This is a genomic window from Bradyrhizobium sp. Crot121, assembly GCF_059512385.1.
The window spans coordinates 1-19,116 of record NZ_JCAMOR010000109.1 but is presented as its reverse complement, the minus strand read 5'-3'; the positions used below and the strand labels follow the sequence as shown (position 1 = coordinate 19,116).

The 19,116-nt window shown below is 63.5% G+C and carries 18 protein-coding genes and 1 tRNA gene; 15 read left to right on the top strand and 4 right to left on the bottom strand.

Annotated elements, in window-relative coordinates:
• The first annotated feature begins 33 nt into the window (after positions 1–33).
• The 4 genes from AC5ZGW_RS41910 (at position 34) to AC5ZGW_RS41895 (ending at position 1,607) form a co-directional block, all read left to right on the top strand.
• Positions 34–120, top strand: a tRNA-Leu gene (locus AC5ZGW_RS41910).
• Between the two features lie 117 nt (positions 121–237).
• Entirely contained in the window at positions 238–501 is a 264-nt protein-coding gene (locus AC5ZGW_RS41905) for a DUF3551 domain-containing protein (protein WP_496114097.1), read from the top strand.
• A gap of 683 nt (positions 502–1,184) precedes the next feature.
• Entirely contained in the window at positions 1,185–1,358 is a 174-nt protein-coding gene (locus AC5ZGW_RS41900) for a hypothetical protein (RefSeq protein WP_165435527.1), read from the top strand.
• A 93-nt stretch (positions 1,359–1,451) separates the two neighbouring features.
• The gene (locus tag AC5ZGW_RS41895; protein ID WP_496114096.1) at positions 1,452–1,607 is read left to right on the top strand and encodes a hypothetical protein; all 156 of its coding nucleotides are present in this window, start codon (positions 1,452–1,454) and stop codon (positions 1,605–1,607) included.
• A 79-nt stretch (positions 1,608–1,686) separates the two neighbouring features.
• Here AC5ZGW_RS41895 and AC5ZGW_RS41890 read toward each other — a convergent pair whose 3' ends face one another.
• Positions 1,687–3,291, bottom strand: a complete 1,605-nt coding sequence (locus AC5ZGW_RS41890; protein WP_130229430.1) for an ABC transporter substrate-binding protein — start codon at positions 3,289–3,291, stop codon at positions 1,687–1,689.
• Positions 3,292–3,558: 267 nt separating this feature from the next.
• On the opposite strand from AC5ZGW_RS41890, the gene AC5ZGW_RS41885 reads away from it, so the two are divergent.
• The 10 genes from AC5ZGW_RS41885 to AC5ZGW_RS41840 all read left to right on the top strand — a co-directional run bounded on the left by AC5ZGW_RS41885 (position 3,559) and on the right by AC5ZGW_RS41840 (position 15,141).
• Entirely contained in the window at positions 3,559–4,689 is a 1,131-nt protein-coding gene (locus AC5ZGW_RS41885) for a M20/M25/M40 family metallo-hydrolase (protein WP_130229429.1), read from the top strand.
• Between the two features lie 217 nt (positions 4,690–4,906).
• Positions 4,907–5,848, top strand: coding sequence for an ABC transporter permease (locus tag AC5ZGW_RS41880; RefSeq protein ID WP_165435526.1), 942 nt, complete (start codon positions 4,907–4,909; stop codon positions 5,846–5,848).
• A complete protein-coding gene (locus AC5ZGW_RS41875) occupies positions 5,848–6,738 on the top strand; it encodes an ABC transporter permease (protein ID WP_130229428.1) in 891 nt (296 codons plus the stop codon). The genes AC5ZGW_RS41880 and AC5ZGW_RS41875 overlap by 1 nt, the downstream gene beginning before the upstream one ends.
• Before the next feature lie 132 nt (positions 6,739–6,870).
• Positions 6,871–8,511, top strand: coding sequence for an ABC transporter ATP-binding protein (locus AC5ZGW_RS41870; protein WP_130229427.1), 1,641 nt, complete (start codon positions 6,871–6,873; stop codon positions 8,509–8,511).
• Between the two features lie 247 nt (positions 8,512–8,758).
• Positions 8,759–10,282: a M81 family metallopeptidase gene (locus AC5ZGW_RS41865; RefSeq protein ID WP_130229426.1), complete on the top strand. Its 1,524-nt coding sequence runs from the start codon at positions 8,759–8,761 to the stop codon at positions 10,280–10,282.
• 7 nt (positions 10,283–10,289) lie between these two features.
• Complete coding sequence (locus AC5ZGW_RS41860) at positions 10,290–11,462, top strand: M20 aminoacylase family protein (RefSeq protein WP_130229425.1); 1,173 nt, start codon at positions 10,290–10,292, stop codon at positions 11,460–11,462.
• On the top strand, positions 11,455–12,876 hold the full coding sequence (locus AC5ZGW_RS41855) for an amidase (protein ID WP_130229424.1): 1,422 nt from the start codon (positions 11,455–11,457) through the stop codon (positions 12,874–12,876). The genes AC5ZGW_RS41860 and AC5ZGW_RS41855 overlap by 8 nt, the downstream gene beginning before the upstream one ends.
• Positions 12,877–13,025: 149 nt before the next feature.
• Positions 13,026–13,916, top strand: a complete 891-nt coding sequence (locus tag AC5ZGW_RS41850) for a crotonase/enoyl-CoA hydratase family protein (protein ID WP_130229423.1) — start codon at positions 13,026–13,028, stop codon at positions 13,914–13,916.
• Between the two features lie 11 nt (positions 13,917–13,927).
• Positions 13,928–14,587, top strand: a complete 660-nt coding sequence (locus tag AC5ZGW_RS41845; RefSeq protein WP_130229422.1) for an esterase/lipase family protein — start codon at positions 13,928–13,930, stop codon at positions 14,585–14,587.
• 134 nt (positions 14,588–14,721) lie between these two features.
• Entirely contained in the window at positions 14,722–15,141 is a 420-nt protein-coding gene (locus tag AC5ZGW_RS41840) for a hypothetical protein (RefSeq protein ID WP_130229421.1), read from the top strand.
• 156 nt (positions 15,142–15,297) lie between these two features.
• Here AC5ZGW_RS41840 and AC5ZGW_RS41835 read toward each other — a convergent pair whose 3' ends face one another.
• The 3 genes from AC5ZGW_RS41835 to AC5ZGW_RS41825 form a co-directional block, all read right to left on the bottom strand.
• Positions 15,298–16,272, bottom strand: coding sequence for an NADPH:quinone oxidoreductase family protein (locus AC5ZGW_RS41835; protein ID WP_130229420.1), 975 nt, complete (start codon positions 16,270–16,272; stop codon positions 15,298–15,300).
• A complete protein-coding gene (locus tag AC5ZGW_RS41830; RefSeq protein ID WP_130229431.1) occupies positions 16,272–16,883 on the bottom strand; it encodes a 2-hydroxychromene-2-carboxylate isomerase in 612 nt (203 codons plus the stop codon). The genes AC5ZGW_RS41835 and AC5ZGW_RS41830 overlap by 1 nt, the downstream gene beginning before the upstream one ends.
• Positions 16,884–17,036: 153 nt before the next feature.
• Complete coding sequence (locus AC5ZGW_RS41825; RefSeq protein WP_130229419.1) at positions 17,037–17,738, bottom strand: glutathione S-transferase N-terminal domain-containing protein; 702 nt, start codon at positions 17,736–17,738, stop codon at positions 17,037–17,039.
• Positions 17,739–17,839: 101 nt separating this feature from the next.
• Between AC5ZGW_RS41825 and AC5ZGW_RS41820 the strand changes: the two genes are divergently transcribed.
• On the top strand, positions 17,840–18,862 hold the full coding sequence (locus tag AC5ZGW_RS41820; protein ID WP_130229418.1) for a methionine synthase: 1,023 nt from the start codon (positions 17,840–17,842) through the stop codon (positions 18,860–18,862).
• The last annotated feature ends 254 nt before the right edge of the window (positions 18,863–19,116 follow it).

Here is a 19,116-nt window from a genome sequence, read left to right as displayed (position 1 = left end):
CGGAAAGGCAAAAACACTATGAAAATCAACGGCGCGGACGTGGCGGAATTGGTAGACGCAAGGGACTTAAAATCCCTCGATGGCAACGTCGTGTGGGTTCGAGTCCCACCGCCCGCACCAATCGAATCAGACGAATCTCGCTTTGGCTACGACGACGACGACACGACCAGAGCCGGCAAGTCAGCCGGCACATGGCGGTCTGGACCGAGACCATAACCTACCAGGAACGAGGATATCATGATGCGCATTCTGGCTTTGGCTATCCTGGCAGTCGTTATGCTCGGCAAGACAACGCCAGCCCAGGCCCAGACTTACGATCCGAACTATCCGGTCTGCCTGCAGATCTACCAGGGCATGGTGGATTACTACTTCGAATGTCGCTACACCTCGATACCCCAGTGTCAGGCATCAGCCTCCGGCCGGGCGGCTCAGTGCGTGGTCAATCCTTACTATGCCAAGCCCATCCCGCGCAAAAAGCGCCGCACAAGCAAGTCGCACTAGGCCGTATCATGCGCCGATTGCCGACGTCAGAGCCAAAGCTGTCCGCACAAGAAGTGTACATCTGAGCTGCAGAAGGACGCCGCCGAGAACTATCTGGAGGAGATATATGCCAAATGGAAAGCCGGCTGATCACCCGTACACGGACATTGTCACACATGGCCAAGACGTCTACTCGTCCCGTGCCGCGAACCTAGTCCGCGAAATCGCCAAGCTCTCTGACGATAAGGCACGGCGCAAGCTCGCTGACCTTCTCTTCTCTGAGTACAACGAGTTTAGTCGCCCTGACGTCGCCAAGCTTGAGGCTGTCCTCACCCAGATGCGTGACAAGGCTCTCCAAGACGCACGCGAACGCGGTCCGTAGAGAATGATTAGTCACTCGCCTGGCCAAGGTTCTTGAGCGAGAGACCATGATGCATCGGATCGCATCATTGCGCGCCACTCTCGTGAGATCGTCCAAAACGACTCGACACCAAGCGTAAATGAGCACGCTTTGATTGCTTGCGAGATCGCGAGAACGTTCGAGTTGCCAGCCGACGACAACACGCTCGCGCGCCCCCTTCATCACGTTCCCGTCAGGTGTGGCTGGGATCACATCAACGCCTGCCACAGAAACCTAGTCTTTGCGCGCCGACGGCAATCTTGCGGCTGTCAAATCTCAACGCGTATGGATTGGAGATGTGACGATGGCAAGTTCGGAGCAGGATCGGCTTGCGGAGAAGACAGCCTGGATCGGCCGCGTAGCGATCATCATTGGTGTTCTGTTCTTATCGCGGCTGTTTCTCGTCGCGTTGTACGCCGCCGCGATGTCGCCAGGCACGGCACTCGGCGATTTCGCGACAATGACTGTGTTCCCGTAAATTCGGACATTAGAGACCGTCGCCGGGCGCGCAGCGGGTGCGGAACATTCTCTCGCCGAAAATGTTGTGATGCAGCATTGGAGTGCGATTGACATGGCGAAAGACTATCCAGGGGAACAACGGGCGGCGGAACAGCATCCGGAACCGCAAGAGCAGAAGCAAGAGACGCGCAGGCCGGCTTCGCTGCCGGAACCCGCTCCGCCGCTTCTGAACGAAGGGTTGGAACGCGTGCGCGAGAGTCACTGCTGAGCGCGGACGAAACTCGCTCGCTCAATGAAAATGGCCGGGCTGAGCCCGGCCATTTTGCTTTATTATTCGATGAAGCGCCCTACTCGCTCTTGTCGATGTTCCAGAAGATCGGCGTCGCCGGGCCGTCGAGCACGCCGGTGAGCGATTTGCGCCAGCCGCTCGGGAGAGAATACTGGCCGAGCGGGATATACATCACCTGGTCGTAGGCCTGCTTCTGGATCTCGGCGGCGATCTTCTTCTGCTCATCCGGCGAGGGGGAACGGGCAAACTTGTCGCGGAGCTCCTCGATCTTGGCGTCCTCAGCCCAGCCGAACCAACCGCCGTTCTTGCCGCGGCCGGTAAGGGAGGCGTTGACGATGGGATTGGCAACGTCGGCAGCGACCCAATTGGTGAAGAACATATTCCAGCCGCCCTCCTTCGGCGGCTTCTGGCTGGCGCGACGGGTCACCACGGTCTGCCAGTCAGTGGCCTGCAGGTCGACCTTGAACCCGGCATCGCGCAGCAACTGAGCGGCGACGATCGGTTGCGCCTTCAGCGTGATCACGTCGCCGGGCGCCATGATCACGACCGGCGTGCCGTCATAGCCGGACTCGGCCAGCGCCTTCTTGGCTTCGGCCATGCCGTTGCCCTTCACCAGAGTCTCAGCACCGACATCGGTCTCGAGTGGCGTTCCGCAACCAAAGAAGGCGCCGCAGATCGTCTGGTACTTTGCATTGCCGACCAACGCATCGAGCACGTCCTTCTGGTTCATCGCTAGGAAGGCGGCGCGCCGCACCTTCACGTTATCGAACGGTGGATAAAGGAAGTTCATGCGCCCCAGCGTCTGGAAGCCGAACTTATTGAGGACCTCGATCTTGAGATCCTTGTTCGGCTCAAGCACCGGCAGCATGTCGAGCGGCAAGAACTCCATGAAATCTATATCACCCGACTGCAGCGCGTTCACCGCGGTCTGCGCGTCGGGCATGGTGATCCATTCAACGCGATCGACCTTCACGACCTTGCCGCCGGAGGTCCAGTTCGCCGGCTCCTTGCGCGGCACATAGTCCTTGAACTTCTCGTAGACCGCCTTCACGCCCGGCTGGAATTCGGCTTGCACAAACTTGAACGGGCCGGAGCCGATCTGCTCGGGAATCGGCTTGTCGGGCGGGGTCTCGGCGAGACGCTTCGGCATCATGAACGGCACGCGCGAGGACGGCTTGCCGATCGAATCCAGCACCAGGCCATAGGGCTCCTTCAGCTTCAGCGTGATCGTCTTGGCATCGGTCGCGGTGAGGCTTTCGGCGAAGTCCATCAGCTTCTGACCCATGCCGTCGACCTTGCCCCAGCGCTGCAGCGAGGCGACGCAATCTTCCGCCGTCACCGGCGTGCCGTCATGCCATTTCAAGCCGTCGCGCAGCGTGAAAGTATAAGTGAGCTTGTCGTCGGAGACCTTCCAGTCCGCCATCTGAGGCTGGATCTTGAAATTGAAGTCGGTCGCGAGCAGCGTGTCATAGACCATGTAGCCATGATCGCGGCTGATGTAGGCCGTGGTCATGATCGGATCGATCACGCGCAAGTCCGAATGCATCACCGCGGTGATGGTCTTGCCGGCCGCGAGCGCCTGCGCGCTCAGCGCCACCGAGAGCGCAACGATTGATAACGCTGATGCCAGCGCCCTGCGCTTCCAACTGGACGTTTGGAACATTCGTGTCTCTCCTGACGTGAAACTGGTCAAAGCCGGCTTATTCGTTATGCACTCGGTCCGTTATTTAGGCGGACTAACATGCTGCAAGGGCGGCAAATTTGAGACTTGCACCAAGCGTGTTTTGCGTCAATCGGGTTTTAGTCGAGATCGGATGTACACAAACGAATGGTGCGGCTCCCCGCAATTGACGCTACAACTTCGCCGGCCGATTTCGACGATCGCGATCCGATTGCATTGCGCACCTGCAGCAACGAAGAGAGAGACCTCATGTATCCAGCCAATCTTCCCTTTGATTCCGAAGTGATGCTGCAGGGCCTGCGTAGCTGGGTGGAGTGCGAGAGTCCGACCTGGGACGCGGCGGCTGTCGAGCGCATGCTCGACCTTGCAGCGCGCGAGATGGCGATCATGGGTGCGACGATCGAGCGCATTGCTGGCCGCCAAGGCTTTGCCGGCTGCGTGCGTGCGCGCTTTCCCCATCCGAAGTTCGGCGAGCCCGGCATTTTGATCGCAGGTCATCTCGACACGGTGCACCCGGTCGGCACCCTCGAGAAGCTGAAGTGGCGGCGCGAAGGCAACAAATGTTTCGGCCCCGGCATCCTCGACATGAAGGGCGGCAATTATCTAACCTTGGAAGCAATCCGGCAATTGATCCGCGCCTCGTTCACGACGCCATTGCCGATCACGGTGCTGTTCACGCCGGACGAGGAAGTCGGCACGCCCTCGACGCGCGATATCATCGAGGCGGAAGCCGCGCGTAATAAATATGTGTTGGTGCCGGAGCCAGGCACCGCCGACAACGGCGTCGTCACCGGCCGCTATGCGATCGCGCGCTTCAACCTGGAGGCAACGGGACGGCCGAGCCATGCCGGCGCGACACTCTCTTCCGGCCGTTCGGCGATCCGTGAGATGGCGCGGCAGATCCTCGCGATCGACGGCATGACGACGGAGGACTGCACCTTCTCGGTCGGCATCGTGCATGGCGGCCGATGGGTCAATTGCGTCGCCACCACCTGCACCGGCGAAGCGCTCAGCATGGCCAAGCGCCAGGCCGATCTCGACCGCGGCGTCGAGCGGATGCTGGCGCTGTCGGGCACGTCGAATGATGTCACCTTCACGGTGACGCGCGGCGTCACCCGCCCAGTCTGGGAGCCGGATGCCGGCACCATGGCGCTCTATGAAAAGGCCCGCGCGCTTGCGGAAGGGATGGTCTTGAAGCTACCCCACGGCAGCAAGGGCGGCGGTTCCGACGGCAATTTCACCGGGGCGATGGGCGTGCCCACGCTCGACGGCCTCGGCGTGCGCGGTGCCGATGCACACACGCTCAATGAACATATCGAGGTCGACAGCCTTGCCGAGCGCGGCCGGCTGATGGCAGGGTTATTGGCGACGTTGCAGTGATTGCCCAGACGCTGCAGTCGGCTCGTCATGGCCGGGCTTGACCCGGCCATCCACGTGCCGCGGCCGCGTGAAAAGGCGTGGATGCCCGGGACGAGCCCGGGCATGACGGCAGTGAGTAGGCCGATGGCACGGGAATTGCTGAAATGCTACGCTGGTGACGGAACTCAGGTTAACGGCCGACGTCACTCTTAACTGACCCTAATCTGACGGATCGACATTGCTGGGATATCTGCTTCGCCGAATCCTTGCCGCTATTCCCGTGATGGGCGTGGTGGCACTGTTCGTGTTCCTCCTGCTGCGGCTGACGCCGGGCGATCCCGCGGCGATCCTCGCCGGCGACAACGCAACGCCCGAGCAGCTCGAGCGTATCCGCACCTCGCTCGGATTGAACGAGCCGATCTATATCCAGTTCGTGACCTGGGTCGGCAAACTCCTGCACGGCGATCTCGGCGTGTCCCTGATCTCGAACGTGCCGGTACTGAAGATGATCAGCCAGCGCATTGAGCCCTCGATCTCGATCGCGCTTTCCACCATCGTGCTTTCGATCGTGGTGGCGGTGCCGCTCGGCGTGATCGCGGCCTGGCGGCACGGCACCTGGATCGATCGCTTCGTGATGGGACTGTCCGTGCTCGGCTTCTCCGTGCCGGTGTTCGTGATCGGCTATGTGCTGATCCAGATCTTCGCGATCGATTTGCGCTGGGTTCCGGTGCAGGGCTTCAAGAGCATCACCGCCGGCTTCGGCCCGTTCTTCCAGCGCATCATCCTGCCGACCTGTGCTTTGTCCTTTATCTATGTCGCGCTGATCGCACGCATGACGCGTGCCTCGATGCTTGATGTGATGGGTGAGGATTACATCCGCACCGCACGCGCCAAAGGCATTGGCGAGATGGGCGTGCTGCTGCGGCACGGGCTGCGCAACGCGGCAGTGCCTGTCATCACCGTGATTGGCAGCGGCTTTGCACTTCTGATCTCCGGCGTCGTCGTCACCGAGAGCGTGTTCAATCTGCCCGGCATCGGCCGCCTCACCGTCGATGCGGTGCTGGCGCGCGACTATCCGGTGATCCAGGCCATGATCCTGCTGACGTCGGGCATCTATGTCGCCGTCAACCTCTTGATCGACCTCGCCTATACCCTGCTTGATCCAAGGATCCGCTACTGATGGCGATCGATACCCTCCCCGAGTCGTCGCTTCCGATCACGACGCCGCTGCGGCCACGATTTGGATTCCTCACCTCGACGCCGATCATGACGGTGGCGACGATCTGCCTGTCGCTGATCATCCTGATGGCGATCTTCGCGCCATGGCTTGCGCCGCATGACCCGGTGCAGCTCGCACCGGCACTGCGACTGAAGCCGGCCAGCGCCGAGTTCCCGCTCGGTACCGACGCCTTTGGCCGCGATCTGTTGTCACGGATCATCTATGGGGGCCGGATCTCGCTTCTGATCGGGCTCGGTGCCGCCGTGTTCTCGATCAGCATCGGGCTCGTGATCGGTCTCGTCTCCGGCTTCTTCAAATGGGTCGACGCGGTGATGATGCGGATCATGGACGGCCTGATGGCGATCCCGAGCATCCTGCTCGCGATCGCCGTGGTCTCGCTGTCGGGCGCCAGCATCTGGACCGTGCTGGTGGCGATCACCATTCCCGAGGTGCCGCGGGTGGCGCGATTGGTGCGCTCGGTGGTGCTCACCGCACGCGAGGAGCCCTATGTGGAAGCCGCGATCTCGCTCGGCTCCAGCCTGCCGAAGATCATGTGGCGGCACCTGATGCCGAACACGATCGCGCCGCTGATCGTGCAGGGCACTTATGTCTGCGCCTCCGCCGTGCTGACCGAAGCGATCCTGTCGTTCCTCGGCGCCGGCATCTCGCCGGAAACGCCAACCTGGGGCAACATCATGGCCGAGGGACGCGCGTACTTTCAGATCAAGCCGTCCCTGATCTTCTGGCCCGGCCTCTTGCTATCGATCGCGATCCTCTCCGTGAACCTGATCGGCGACGCCGCACGCGATGCGCTCGATCCGCGCATGAAGCAGCGGGGGAGCGGGAAGTGATGAAGCCATTCACTCCGTCATTCCGGGGCGCGCGAAGCGTGAACCCGGAATCCATTTCTCCGCTTGCACTTGTGGCCCGATGGATTCCGCGCTCGCGCTTCGCGCGCCCCGGAATGACGAGAGAGTAACTGAATGACCGACATCGTCCTCGACATCGACAATCTCGTCGTCGCCCTCGGCAATAAGCCGGGCGCAAGCCGCATCATCGACGGCATTTCACTGCAAGTCCGAGAAGGCGAGACGCTGTGCCTGGTCGGCGAAAGCGGTTCCGGCAAATCGGTGACCTCGCTCACGGTGATGGGCCTGTTGCAGAAGGGCTCGCTGATACCAACCGGTGGCAGCGTCAAGCTGGTGGGCGAGGAATTGCTCACCGCAAGCGACCGCCGCTTGCGGCAATTGCGCGCCACGCGGATGGCGATGATCTTCCAGGAGCCGATGACGGCGCTCAACCCGGTGGTGCCGGTCGGCCGCCAGATCGACGAAGTCCTGCGCGTGCACACCAATCTCGACGCCCGCGCGCGGCGGCAGAAGATCCTTGCGATGATGGAGCAGGTGCGGCTGCCCGATGTGGAGCGCATCTTCGCCTCCTATCCGCACCGGCTTTCTGGCGGACAGCGCCAGCGCATCATGATCGCGATGGCGCTGGTGCTGGAGCCGAAGCTCTTGATTGCGGATGAGCCGACCACCGCGCTCGACGTCACCACGCAGAAGCAAATCCTCACCTTGATCCGCGACCTGCAGCGCGACCATGGCACCGCGGTGCTGTTCATCACCCACGACATGGGTGTCGTCGCTGAAATCGCCGACCGCGTCGCGGTGATGCGTCACGGCCGGCTGGTCGAGAGCGGGCCGCTGGACAGCATCCTGCGCAATCCGTCGATGGAATATACCCGTAACCTGCTGGCCTCGGTGCCGAGCCTGGTGCCGCGGCCGCCGCGCGAGGAGACCAGGGAACCGGTAGTGCTCGAGGCCAACGAGCTCTGCAAGGTCTATCGCGAGCGTTCCTTCCTCGGCAAAATCCGCGAGGTCGCGGCCGCCAAGGACGTCACGCTGACGCTGCGCAAAGGCCGCACGCTCGGCATCGTCGGCGAAAGCGGCTCGGGCAAATCGACGGTGGCGCGCTGCATCGTGCGCCTGATCGACCCGACCTCCGGCGGGGTGCGGCTGGTGGGCCGCGAAATCTCCGAACTGTCGCGGCGGCTGTTGCAGCCGCACCGCAAGAAGATCCAGATCATCTTCCAGGATCCCTACCGCTCGCTCAACCCGCGCGTCACCGTCGGCGAGTCGATCGCGGAAGGCCCGATCAATTACGGCATGCCGCACAAGGAGGCGCTGAGCAAAGCGCGCGAACTGCTCGAGCTGGTGCATTTGCCGGCGGACGCGATCTCGCGCTATCCGCACCAGTTCTCCGGCGGCCAGCGCCAGCGCATTGCGATTGCGCGCGCGCTCGCGCTCGACCCTGAGGTGCTGGTGGCGGACGAGGCGGTGTCCGCGCTCGACGTCTCCGTGCAGGCGCAGGTGCTGGATCTCCTGGATGAGATCCAGAAGCGGCTCGGCATCGGGCTGCTGTTCATCACCCACGATTTGCGCGTTGCGGCGCAAATCTGCGACGATGTCGTTGTGATGCAGCATGGCCGCGTCGTCGAACAGGGGCCGGCGGCGGAAGTGCTCACTCACCCGAAAGAGGCTTACACCAGGGCGCTACTTGATGCCGCACCCGGCCGCGGCTGGGATTTTGCCAATTTCCGGCCGGTGGCTGAGGCCGCGGAGTAGCCGGTCCTCCTCCGTCATTGCGAGGAGCGCAGCGACGAAGCAATCCATGCCTCAACAAGCGGAGAGATGGATTGCTTCGCTCCGCTCGCAATGACGGCGTTCCGGTATCCCAGATTGCCCCCACGTTCCATCCGGGCTACGCGTCTGCATCCGGGCTACGCATCATTCGCAATGCTTCGCGGCTTGCGCTGGCCGCAGCGACACGCTTAACGTCGCGCCCCACGACCTCTTTACGAGACCCTGATCAATGACCCGTATCGCCGTCGGCGGCTTCCTGCACGAGACCAACACCTTCGCGCCGACCAAAGCGACCTATGATGATTTCGTGCATGGCGGCGGCTGGCCATCGATGGCGCAGGGCGCCGACGTGTTGAAGGTGATGCGCAAGATCAATGTCGGGCTAGCCGGCTTCGTCGAGGCCGCCGAAGCCAATGGCTGGGAATTGATCCCCACGATCTCCTGCGGTGCCAGCCCGTCCGCCCATGTGACCGAAGATGCGTTCGAGCGTATCGTCAAGAAAATGATCGACGGCATCGCCAGTGCAGGCCCGCTCGATGCTGTCTATCTCGACCTGCACGGCGCGATGGTGACCGAGCATCTCGACGACGGCGAAGGCGAGATATTGGCGCGCGTGCGCAACGTGATCGGCAAGGACGTGCCGCTGGTCGCAAGTCTCGATCTGCACGCCAATGTCACGCCTGAGATGGTCGAGCATGCCGATGCGCTGATCGCCTACCGCACCTACCCTCATGTCGACATGGCCGACACCGGCCGCGCATCCGCAAGACATCTCGCGCTGCTGCTGAAGACCAGGCAGCGCTTTGCAAAAGCGTTCCGGCAATTGCCGTTCCTGATCCCGATCAGTTGGCAGTGCACCAATGACCAGCCGACCAGAGGCATCTACGAGAAGCTCGCCGCGATGGAGGGCGATGCGGTGCCGACCCTGTCCTTTGCGCCGGGCTTTCCCGCGGCCGATTTCGAACATTGCGGGCCGAGCGTGTTCGCTTACGGCAGGACACAGGCCGACGCCGATGCCGCCGCCGACAAGCTTGCCGCGCTGATCGCGGGCCATGAGGACGATTTCGACGGCCGCATCTATTCACCCGACGACGGCGTCCGCCATGCGATGGAATTGGCAAAGACCGCGACCAGGCCGATCATCATTGCCGACACCCAGGACAATCCCGGCGCCGGCGGCGACTCCGACACCACAGGGATGCTGCGCGCATTGGTGCGCAACAATGCGACCCGCGCCGCAACCGGCGTGATCTACGACCCCCAATCGGCGAAGGCGGCGCATGCCGCGGGCGTCGGCGCCACCGTAACGCTCGCGCTCGGCGGCAAGTCGGGCATCCCGGGCGATGCGCCCTACAAGGAAACCTTCGTCGTCGAGCAGCTCTCGGACGGAAAGTTCGTGGCGCCCGGTCCCTATTATGGCGGCCGCGACATGGACATGGGACCGTCGGCGTGCCTGCGCATCGGCGATGTCAGGGTGGTCGTCAGCTCGCACAAGGCGCAGCTCGCCGACCAGGCGATGTACCGCTATGTCGGTATCGAGCCGACCAAGCAGGCGGTCCTCGTCAACAAGAGCTCGGTGCATTTCCGTGCCGATTTCGAGCCGATCGCCGAGAAGCTTTTGATCTGCGCCGCACCCGGCGCGATGCCGGCCGACACCGCCTCGCTGCCGTGGACCAAATTGCGGCCGGGAATCCGTATCAAGCCGAACGGGCCCGCCTTTGCGCCTGTCAACACATCACGTTCAACCGGATAAGGACCAAATGCCCACCATCGAACGCATCGAAGGCTTTGCCGACGAACTCACGGCGATCCGTCGGGATTTCCATGCCCATCCCGAGATCGGCTTTGAGGAGGTCCGCACCTCCGGCATCGTCGCCGAGAAGCTCGCGAGCTGGGGCATCGAGGTGCATCGCGGCCTCGGCGGCACCGGCGTCGTCGGCGTGCTCAAGGGCAAGGGCAATGGCGGCAAGCGCATCGGCCTGCGCGCCGACATGGACGCGCTGCCGATGGAGGAAAACACCAACCTGAAATGGCGCTCGACCATTCCCGGCCGCTTCCACGGCTGCGGCCATGACGGCCACACCACCATGCTGCTCGGCAGTGCGCGCTATCTCGCCGAAACCCGCAATTTCGACGGCACCGTGCATTTCATCTTCCAGCCGGCAGAGGAAGGCCTTGGCGGCGCCCGCGCCATGATCAAGGACGGTCTGTTCGAAAAGTTTCCCTGCGACGAGATCTATGGACTGCATAATGCGCCAGATCTGGACCACGGCGAGATCGCGGTCCTGCCGGGGCCGGCAATGGCCGGCGCTGATTTCTTCGACATCACCATCCAGGGCTATGGCGCGCATGGCGCGATGCCGGAGCGCTCCAAGGATGCTGTCGTGATCGCGATGACGCTCGGACAGGCGCTGCAGACCATCGTCAGCCGCAATGTCGATCCGCTGCAGGCAGCGGTCCTGTCGATCACGCAAATCCACTCAGGCTCAGCGTATAACGTCATTCCCGGCGATGCGAAGCTGTGCGGCACCGTGCGCGCCTTCTCCGACGAGGTGCGCGCGCTGATCCGCGAACGCATGCGGGCGATCTGCGCCGGCATTGCCGCGACATTCCAGGCCGAGATCGCCGTCGACATCCGCGACGGTTTCAGCGTGCTCGTCAACCAGGAAGAACAGTCTCGCGTGGTCGAGCAGGTCGCGCGCACGGTGGTCGATCCGTCGAAGGTCATCACCCGCTCGCAGCCGAAGATGGGCAGCGAGGATTTTGCCGACATGATGATGGCGGTGCCCGGTGCCTATTTCTGGGTCGGCCATGATGGCTCGGTGCCGGTGCACAATCCCGGTTATGTCCTCGACGACAAGATTCTGCCTGTTGGCGCCAGCATGTTCGCACGCATCATCGAGACTCGTTTGCCGGTAGGTGCCCATGCATAAACCAGCCCCCGAAGAAGCCGTCACCTCGCTGCACGACCTTTCCGCCACCGACCTGATCGCGGGCTACCGCGCCAAGCAGTTCTCGCCGCTGGAGGTGCTGGACGAGGTGATCGCGCATGTCGCGCAGTGGGAACCGCACATCAAGGCGCTCTATCTGTACGACCCGGATGGCGCGCGCGCAGTGGCCAAGGCCTCGACCGATCGGTGGCAGGCCGGCGAGCCGATGGGCACACTCGACGGCGTGCCTGTCACGATCAAGGACAATATCGCCACCAAAGGCCAGCCGGTGCCGCTCGGTGCCGCCAGCGTCAAGCACGTGCCGGCGGAAAAGGATGCTCCTCCTGCGGCACGCTTGCGCGAAGCGGGCGCGGTGATCTTCGCCAAGACCACGATGCCGGATTACGGCATGCTGTCCTCCGGACTCTCTTCGTTCCATCCCCTCACCCGCAATCCCTGGGACCTCAGCAAGAATCCCGGCGGCTCGAGCGCAGGCGCAGGTGCGGCCGCTGCGGCCGGCTACGGGCCGCTGCATCTCGGCACCGACATCGGCGGCTCGGTGCGCCTGCCGGCATGCTGGTGCGGCCTGGTCGCACTGAAGCCGAGCCTCGGGCGCGTCCCGATCGATCCGCCCTATGTCGGCCGCGTTGCGGGTCCGATGACCCGCACCGTCGACGACGCCGCGCTGATGATGAGCGTGCTGTCGCGCCCCGATCGCCGCGACGGCATGAGCCTGCCGGCGCATGAGATCAACTGGAAGACGCTCGAGAAGTCGCCGCGCAAGATGCGCCTCGGCCTGATGCTCGATCTCGACGTCGGCCAGGCGCTCGAGAAGGAAGTGCGCGACGTCGTGGTGAAGGCGGCGAAAACCTTCGAATCCGCAGGCGCCGTCGTCACCGAGGTCGACGGCTTCTTCACGCGGGAAATGCTCGAGGGTCTCGACAATTTCTGGCGCGCGCGGATGTGGGACGATCTGTCGAAACTGTCTGCGGACGAGCGCGCAAAGGTGCTGCCCTATATCTACAAATGGGGCGAGGCCGGCGCGAAGCTGTCGGGCGTGGATGTCATCCGCGGCTTCAACCAGACCATGGCGATTCGCGCGGCCGCAGCCAAACTGTTCTGCGACTTCGACTACATCATCTCGCCGGTCTCACCGGTGGTGAACTTCGCGGCCGAGCTCCCCGCCCCGCTCAACGATCCTGACAAGCCGTTCGAGCACATCTGCTATACCGTGCCATGGAATATGTCGGAGAACCCGGCGCTGTCGATCAACGGCGGCTACGACAAGAAGGGTTTCCCGATCGGCGCGCAGATCATCGGCCGCCGCTTCGACGACATCGGCGTGCTCGGCATGGGCAAGGCCTTCGAGGCCCTGCGCGGCCCGCAACGCCCCTGGCCGCAGCCGCCTGAGAAATAATCCGCACACTCCGTCATGGCCGGGCTTGTCCCGGCCATCCACGTCTATACGCTTGCGATGAAGCAAGAACGTGGATGCCCGGGTCAAGCCCGGGCATGACGATGATTTGCGCTGGGACGCAACGAACAGACACAAGGAAGGAAACCACCATGGGGTATGAGACGATCAAATACGAGGTCGCCGAGCAGATCCTCACGATCACGCTGAACCGTCCGGACAAGCTCAACGCCTTCAACGCGATGATGCAGCAGGAGCTGATCGACGCCTTCGATGCCGCCGACAAGGACGACGACATCCGCGCCATCATCGTCACCGGCGAGGGCCGCGCCTTCTGCGCGGGCGCCGATCTCTCCTCCGGCGCCAACACCTTTGACCGCGATGCGCGGCGCGGACCGGTGAAGCGGCTGCCGAGCGGCGCGGTCGATTACAGCGATCCCAATGTGCGCGACGGCGGCGGCCGGGTGACGCTGCGTATCTTCAAGAGCCTGAAGCCGGTGATCGCGGCGGTGAACGGGCCTGCGGTCGGCATCGGCGTCACCATGCAGCTTGCGATGGACATCCGCATTGCGAGCGAGGCCGCGCGGTTCGGCTTCGTGTTCTCCCAACGCGGCATCGTGCCGGAGGCGGCCTCGAGCTGGTTCCTGCCGCGCATCGTCGGCATCTCGCAGGCGCTGGAGTGGTGCTACACCGGCCGCGTGTTCCCTGCGCAGGAGGCACTTGCCGGCCGTCTCGTCAGCAAGGTGGTGCCCCCGGACGAGCTGTTGCCGACCGCCCGCGCGCTGGCCAAGGAGATCGCCGCCAAGACGGCGCCGGTCTCGGTGGCGCTGATCCGGCAGATGATGTGGCGCATGCTCGGCGCCGACGATCCGATGGAAGCGCACAAGGTCGACAGCCGCGGCATCTATGCCCGCGGCCGCTCGGACGACGTCAAGGAAGGCGTGGTCTCGTTCCTGGAAAAGCGCCCCGCGCAATTCAAGAACAAGGTCTCGTCCGACATGCCCGACTATTTCCCGTGGTGGCAGGAACGCGCATATAAGTGAGCACACTTGGGATGACGCCAGCACGGGACGGCGCCGTCCTCCTGCACGGCATCAGCCGGACCGCGCGTTCGTTCCGCAAGATGGAAAGCGCGATCGAGCGCGCCGGTTATACAACGCTCAATCTCGACTACGCCAGCCGCCGCAAACCGCTTGAGGCGCTGGCGGAAGACATCCATCCCGCGATCGAAACTTTCGCAGGCCGTCTTGGTGGCCGAGTGCACTTCGTCTGCCATTCCATGGGCGGACTGCTGGCGCGCGTCTATCTCGCCAAACACCGGCCGCACAATCTCGGGCGCGTGATGATGCTGGGGACGCCCAACGGCGGTAGCGAGATCGCGGACCGCTTGAAGAATGTCGTGCTGTATCGCGCCTTCTTTGGCCCGGCCGGGCAGCAGCTTGGCACGCTGCGCGACGTTGCGACCATGGCGCTGCTGCCGCCGATCGACTATCCGGTTGGCATCATCGCCGGGAACCGTTCAATCTACCCTGTCGCCTCGGCCTTCCTGCCGCGGCCACATGACGGTCGTGTGTCGGTCGCGAACACCAGGCTCGACGGCATGACCGATCATATTGTCGTGCGCACGTCACATCCATGGCTGGCGCGCAATGACGCGGCGATCGCGCAGACGATTGCGTTCCTGCGGGAGGGGAAATTTACGGCGCATTGGTAAAGTGGGCGTCGATAACGTGCCACCTCGGCTTTTGATCCATGCCGGCCGCGCATGGAGGCGAGCAGCACGTCCACTGCAACGCAAATTCGCAACGCGATATCGTCGCTGTAAATCCAGTCACTGAATCGGTACCGATGCGACTTCGCCTGCGGATGCTTATCCTGGCACCCCTCGTCCTGGCCGGCTGTGCCGAACGGGACGCCGAATGGGCGCGGCGCGGCCGGGAAAGCCTGATCGGACTTAATCAATCGAACATCCGGATGTGCGCGGGGCTGCCGACTGGAACCACCAAGGACGGCACCGGCGAAATCTGGATGTATGAGCATGCCGCCAGTGCGCCCGGTGGCATCGCGCCGCCGGCTCTCACGATCCCACCCGGGCTGAACATCGGCGGCCAGCCCTTGAACGGCTATTGCCGCGTGCAGCTCCGCTTCGTCGGCGGCAAGGTCGCGGAGGTGCAGTACGCCGGGAATACCGACATCGGCGACGCGCGGGATGCCGTCTGCGGCCAGATCGTGCGGACATGTCTCGGCTACGCGCAGGCGGGCAAGTGACGCCAGTATCCATCATCACCCGCGAAGGCGGGTGATCCAGTATCTCAGAGGCGATCAAGATTCACCGAAAGACCGCGGCGTACTGGATGCTCCGACGGAGCCTGTCATCGGGCTCGCCGAAAGCGAGACCCGTTGGCGGGGCATGACAGAGAAGGTTCACCCCATCATCAGCGCCACGCGGCCGATCGCCTTGCGCTCCAGCAGCAGGCGCATCGCTTTCGCAACATCCTCCAGCGGCAAACGATGCGAGATGTTCGGGCGCACCTTGCCGGCTTCCGCCCATTCGGTCAGCGCCTTGATGCGCACCTCGCCCAGCGCCGGATTCCGCCGCACGGCTTCGCCGGCGCGGATGCCGAGCACGCTGGCGCCCTTGATCATCAAGAGATTGGTGCGGGCAAGCCCGATGCCGCCGGTGAAGCCGATGACGAGCAGCCGCGCGCCCCAGTTGATGCAGCGCATCGAGTTTTCGAACACCTCGCCGCCGACCGGATCGAACACGACATCGGCGCCGTTGCCATCCGTAATGCGTTTCACGGCATCGCGAAACGGCTCGCGATCGTAGAGCACGAGATGGTCCGCTCCCCTCGCCTTGGCGATCGCAAGCTTCTCCTCGCTGGACGCGGCAGCGATCACGACGGCGCCGAGCAGCTTGCCGATCTCGACCGCCGCCAGTCCCACGCCGCCGCCGGCGCCATGCACCAGCAGCACCTCGCCGTGCCGAAGCTGGCCGCGGTCGATCAGCGCATGATAGGCCGTGCCGTGCGCGGCAAGAAAGGTCGCGCCTTCCGCATAGTCGAACGTCGACGGCATCCGCGTGAGCTGCGACGGCGTGGCCACCGCCTCGTCGCTGAAGGCGCCGTGGCGCATCTTGACGATGACCTTGTCGCCGACCTTGACGTCCGCGGCATCATTTACCTCGACCACGTCGCCGGCGGCTTCCATCCCCGGCGTGAACGGCAATGGCGGCTTGAGCTGATATTCGCCGGCCGCCATCAGCACGTCGGGAAAATTGATCCCCGCGGCGCGGATCGCGACGCGCACCTCGCCTGCCTTCAATGGCGCGGACGAAAATGTTTCCAGCCGCAGGCGCTCGGGCGGGCCGAGCTCGCGGCAGACAACGGCTTTCGGCATCAGGCTGCGCGCTCCTTCTTGCGCTCCAGCGCCTCGCGGATCAGCGGCAAGCGGTCGTTGCCGAAATACATGTCGGTCTTGTCGATGAAGATGGTCGGCGAGCCGAAGCCGCCGCGCGCCATCACTTCATCGGTGTTGGCCTTGAGCTGGTCCTTGATCGCCTGCTGGCTGATGCCGGCGAAGAATTTTGCCGGATCGATGCCGACCTTGTTGCAGATCTCGGTCAGCACCGCATCCTGCGAAATGTCCTTGTCGTCCCCCCAATAAGCCTCGAACACCGCGCGCGCGAACGGCACCATCTTGTCGTTGCCGAGCCAGATGCAGCCGCGCATCGCCTTGACACTGTTCACGGGAAACACGCTTGGCGGCATCTTGATCGCAAGGCCTGCCGAGCGCGCCCAGTCGGAGAGATCCTTCTTCATGTAGCGCGCCTTCAGCGGCACCGGCGTTTCGCGCGAGGCGTAGACGCTCGGGTTGACGGTGTTGAAGATGCCGCCGACCAGGATCGGCCGCCAGGAGATATCGACGCCGAACTCCTTTGCCAACGGCTGGATGTTGTGGAAGGCGAGATAGGTCCAGGGGCTGGAGCAGTCGAAGAAGAATTCGATCATGGTGGCGTTTCCTGTTGTGATATCGCTTGTGTCCATTTTCGTCATTCCGGGATGCGCCGCAAGGCGCAAGCCCGGAATCCATTGATCAGCGCGCGCCAGCGGCGAAATGGATTCCGGGCTCGCGACTTCGTCGCGCCCCGGAATGACGGGTAGTTACTGCTTCTCCAGCATCTCCCTGGCGCGCTGGCCGAACATGTTCTTGCGTGCCTGCTCGTCGAACGGTTCCTTGACGAACTTGCCGATCGCGAGCCCCGCCTGCACCTGCGGCCGGGCGCGCACCCCGGCGTACCAGCGCTTGATGTTCGGGTAGTCGTCGAGCGTAAAACCCTGCGCCTTGTGGGTCATGGTCCAGGGGAAGCAGGCGATGTCAGCAATGGAGTAGTCGCCGGCGATATAGGCGCCGGTCTTGCCGAGTTGGCGGTCGAGCACGCCATAGAGCCGCGCCGCCTCGTCGCGGTAGCGCTCGATCGCATAGGGGATCTTGTCGGCGGCATAGAGCGCGAAATGGCCGTGCTGGCCAAGCATCGGACCGAGCCCGCCCACCTGCCACATCACCCACTGAATGACCCTGGAACGGCCGCGCATATCCGCAGGCAGGAAGCGGCCGGTCTTCTCGGCGAGATAGATCAGGATCGCGCCGGTCTCGAACACAGCGAACGGCTCGCCGCCGTCGGCAGGAGCGTGATCGACGATCGCCGGAATCCGGTTGTTCGGGCTGATCGCCAGGAATTCCGGGCGAAACTGCTCGCCGGCGCGGATATTGACCGGGATGACCTGATAGGGAAGCCCGAGTTCCTCCAGCATGATCGAAATCTTCCAGCCGTTCGGCGTCGGCGCGTAGTGCAGGTCGATCATGGTTTCTCCCAGAGGTCGCGTCATAAAGACGCTTGTTGTTCTGTACCTCGATCATAAGACATGGCAGACAGGCGCTCAATCCGAACCGAGGGAGGCCAGACATGCTGTTTCCGACCACGATCGCAGGCTCCTTGCCGAAACCGGAATGGCTGGCCGAACCCAACACGCTGTGGGCGCCCTGGAAGTCGCAAGGCGACGAGCTGGCGCGCGCCAAGCGCGACGCCACCCTGCTCGCGCTGAAGCTGCAAGAGGATGCCGGAATCGATCTCGTCACCGAGGGCGAGCAGGCGCGGCAGCATTTCGTCCATGGCTTCCTGGAGAAGGTCGAGGGCATCGATTTCGCCCACAAGGTCGAGATGGGTATCCGCAAGGACCGCTATAAGGCGATGGTGCCGCAGGTGGTGGCGCCGCTGCAGCTCAAGGGCCGTGTCCATGCGACCGAGGCCCGTGTCGCCCGCACCCACACGACGCGCAAGCTGAAATTCACCCTGCCCGGCCCGATGACCATCATCGACACCATCGCCGACCAATATTACGGCGACCGGGTCAAGATGGCCTTCGCCTTTGCCGAGCTCCTGAACGAGGAGGCCAAGGCGCTGCAAGCCGACGGCGTCGACATGATCCAGTTCGACGAGCCCGCCTTCAATGTTTACATGGACGACGTCCGCGACTGGGGCATAAGTGCGCTGGAGCGCGCCGCCGAGGGGCTGACCTGCGAGACCGCCGTGCACATCTGTTACGGCTACGGCATCAAGGCCAATACCGACTGGAAAGAGACCCTGGGCAGCGAATGGCGGCAATATGAAGAGACGTTTCCTGTGATCGACAAGAGCACGATCCAGCAGGTCGCGATCGAATGCCGCAACTCGAAAGTGCCGATCGAGCTGCTCGCGCTATTGCCGGGCAAGATCGTTCAGGCCGGCGTGATCGATGTCGCGAGCGACGTTGTCGAGACCGCCGAAGACGTGGCCAATGTGATCGAGGCGGTCGCGAAATTCGTGCCGAAGAGCAACATCGTCGCGACGACCAATTGCGGCATGGCGCCGATGCGGCGCGATATCGCGGAAGCCAAGCTGATGGCGCTCGGCGCAGGCGCCAAGCTGGCGCGGCAGCGGCTCGGCTGATGTGGGCTGGCCAACGAAGCCTGTTGATGCGCCCTCGCCCCTTGTGGGAGAGGGCTACTCCGACGCCGGCAACAGACTCGATGGGGGTGAGGGGTTGCCTCCACGAGCACCGGCGCTCGCGGAGAGAACCCCTCATCCGGCGCTTCGCGCCACCTTCTCCCACAAGGGGAGAAGGGAAGACGGTCCTAACCGGCTACATAGGTAACAGAATAGACCGGCGACATGGGTAACAGGTCAACTGATCGGCAAGGAGG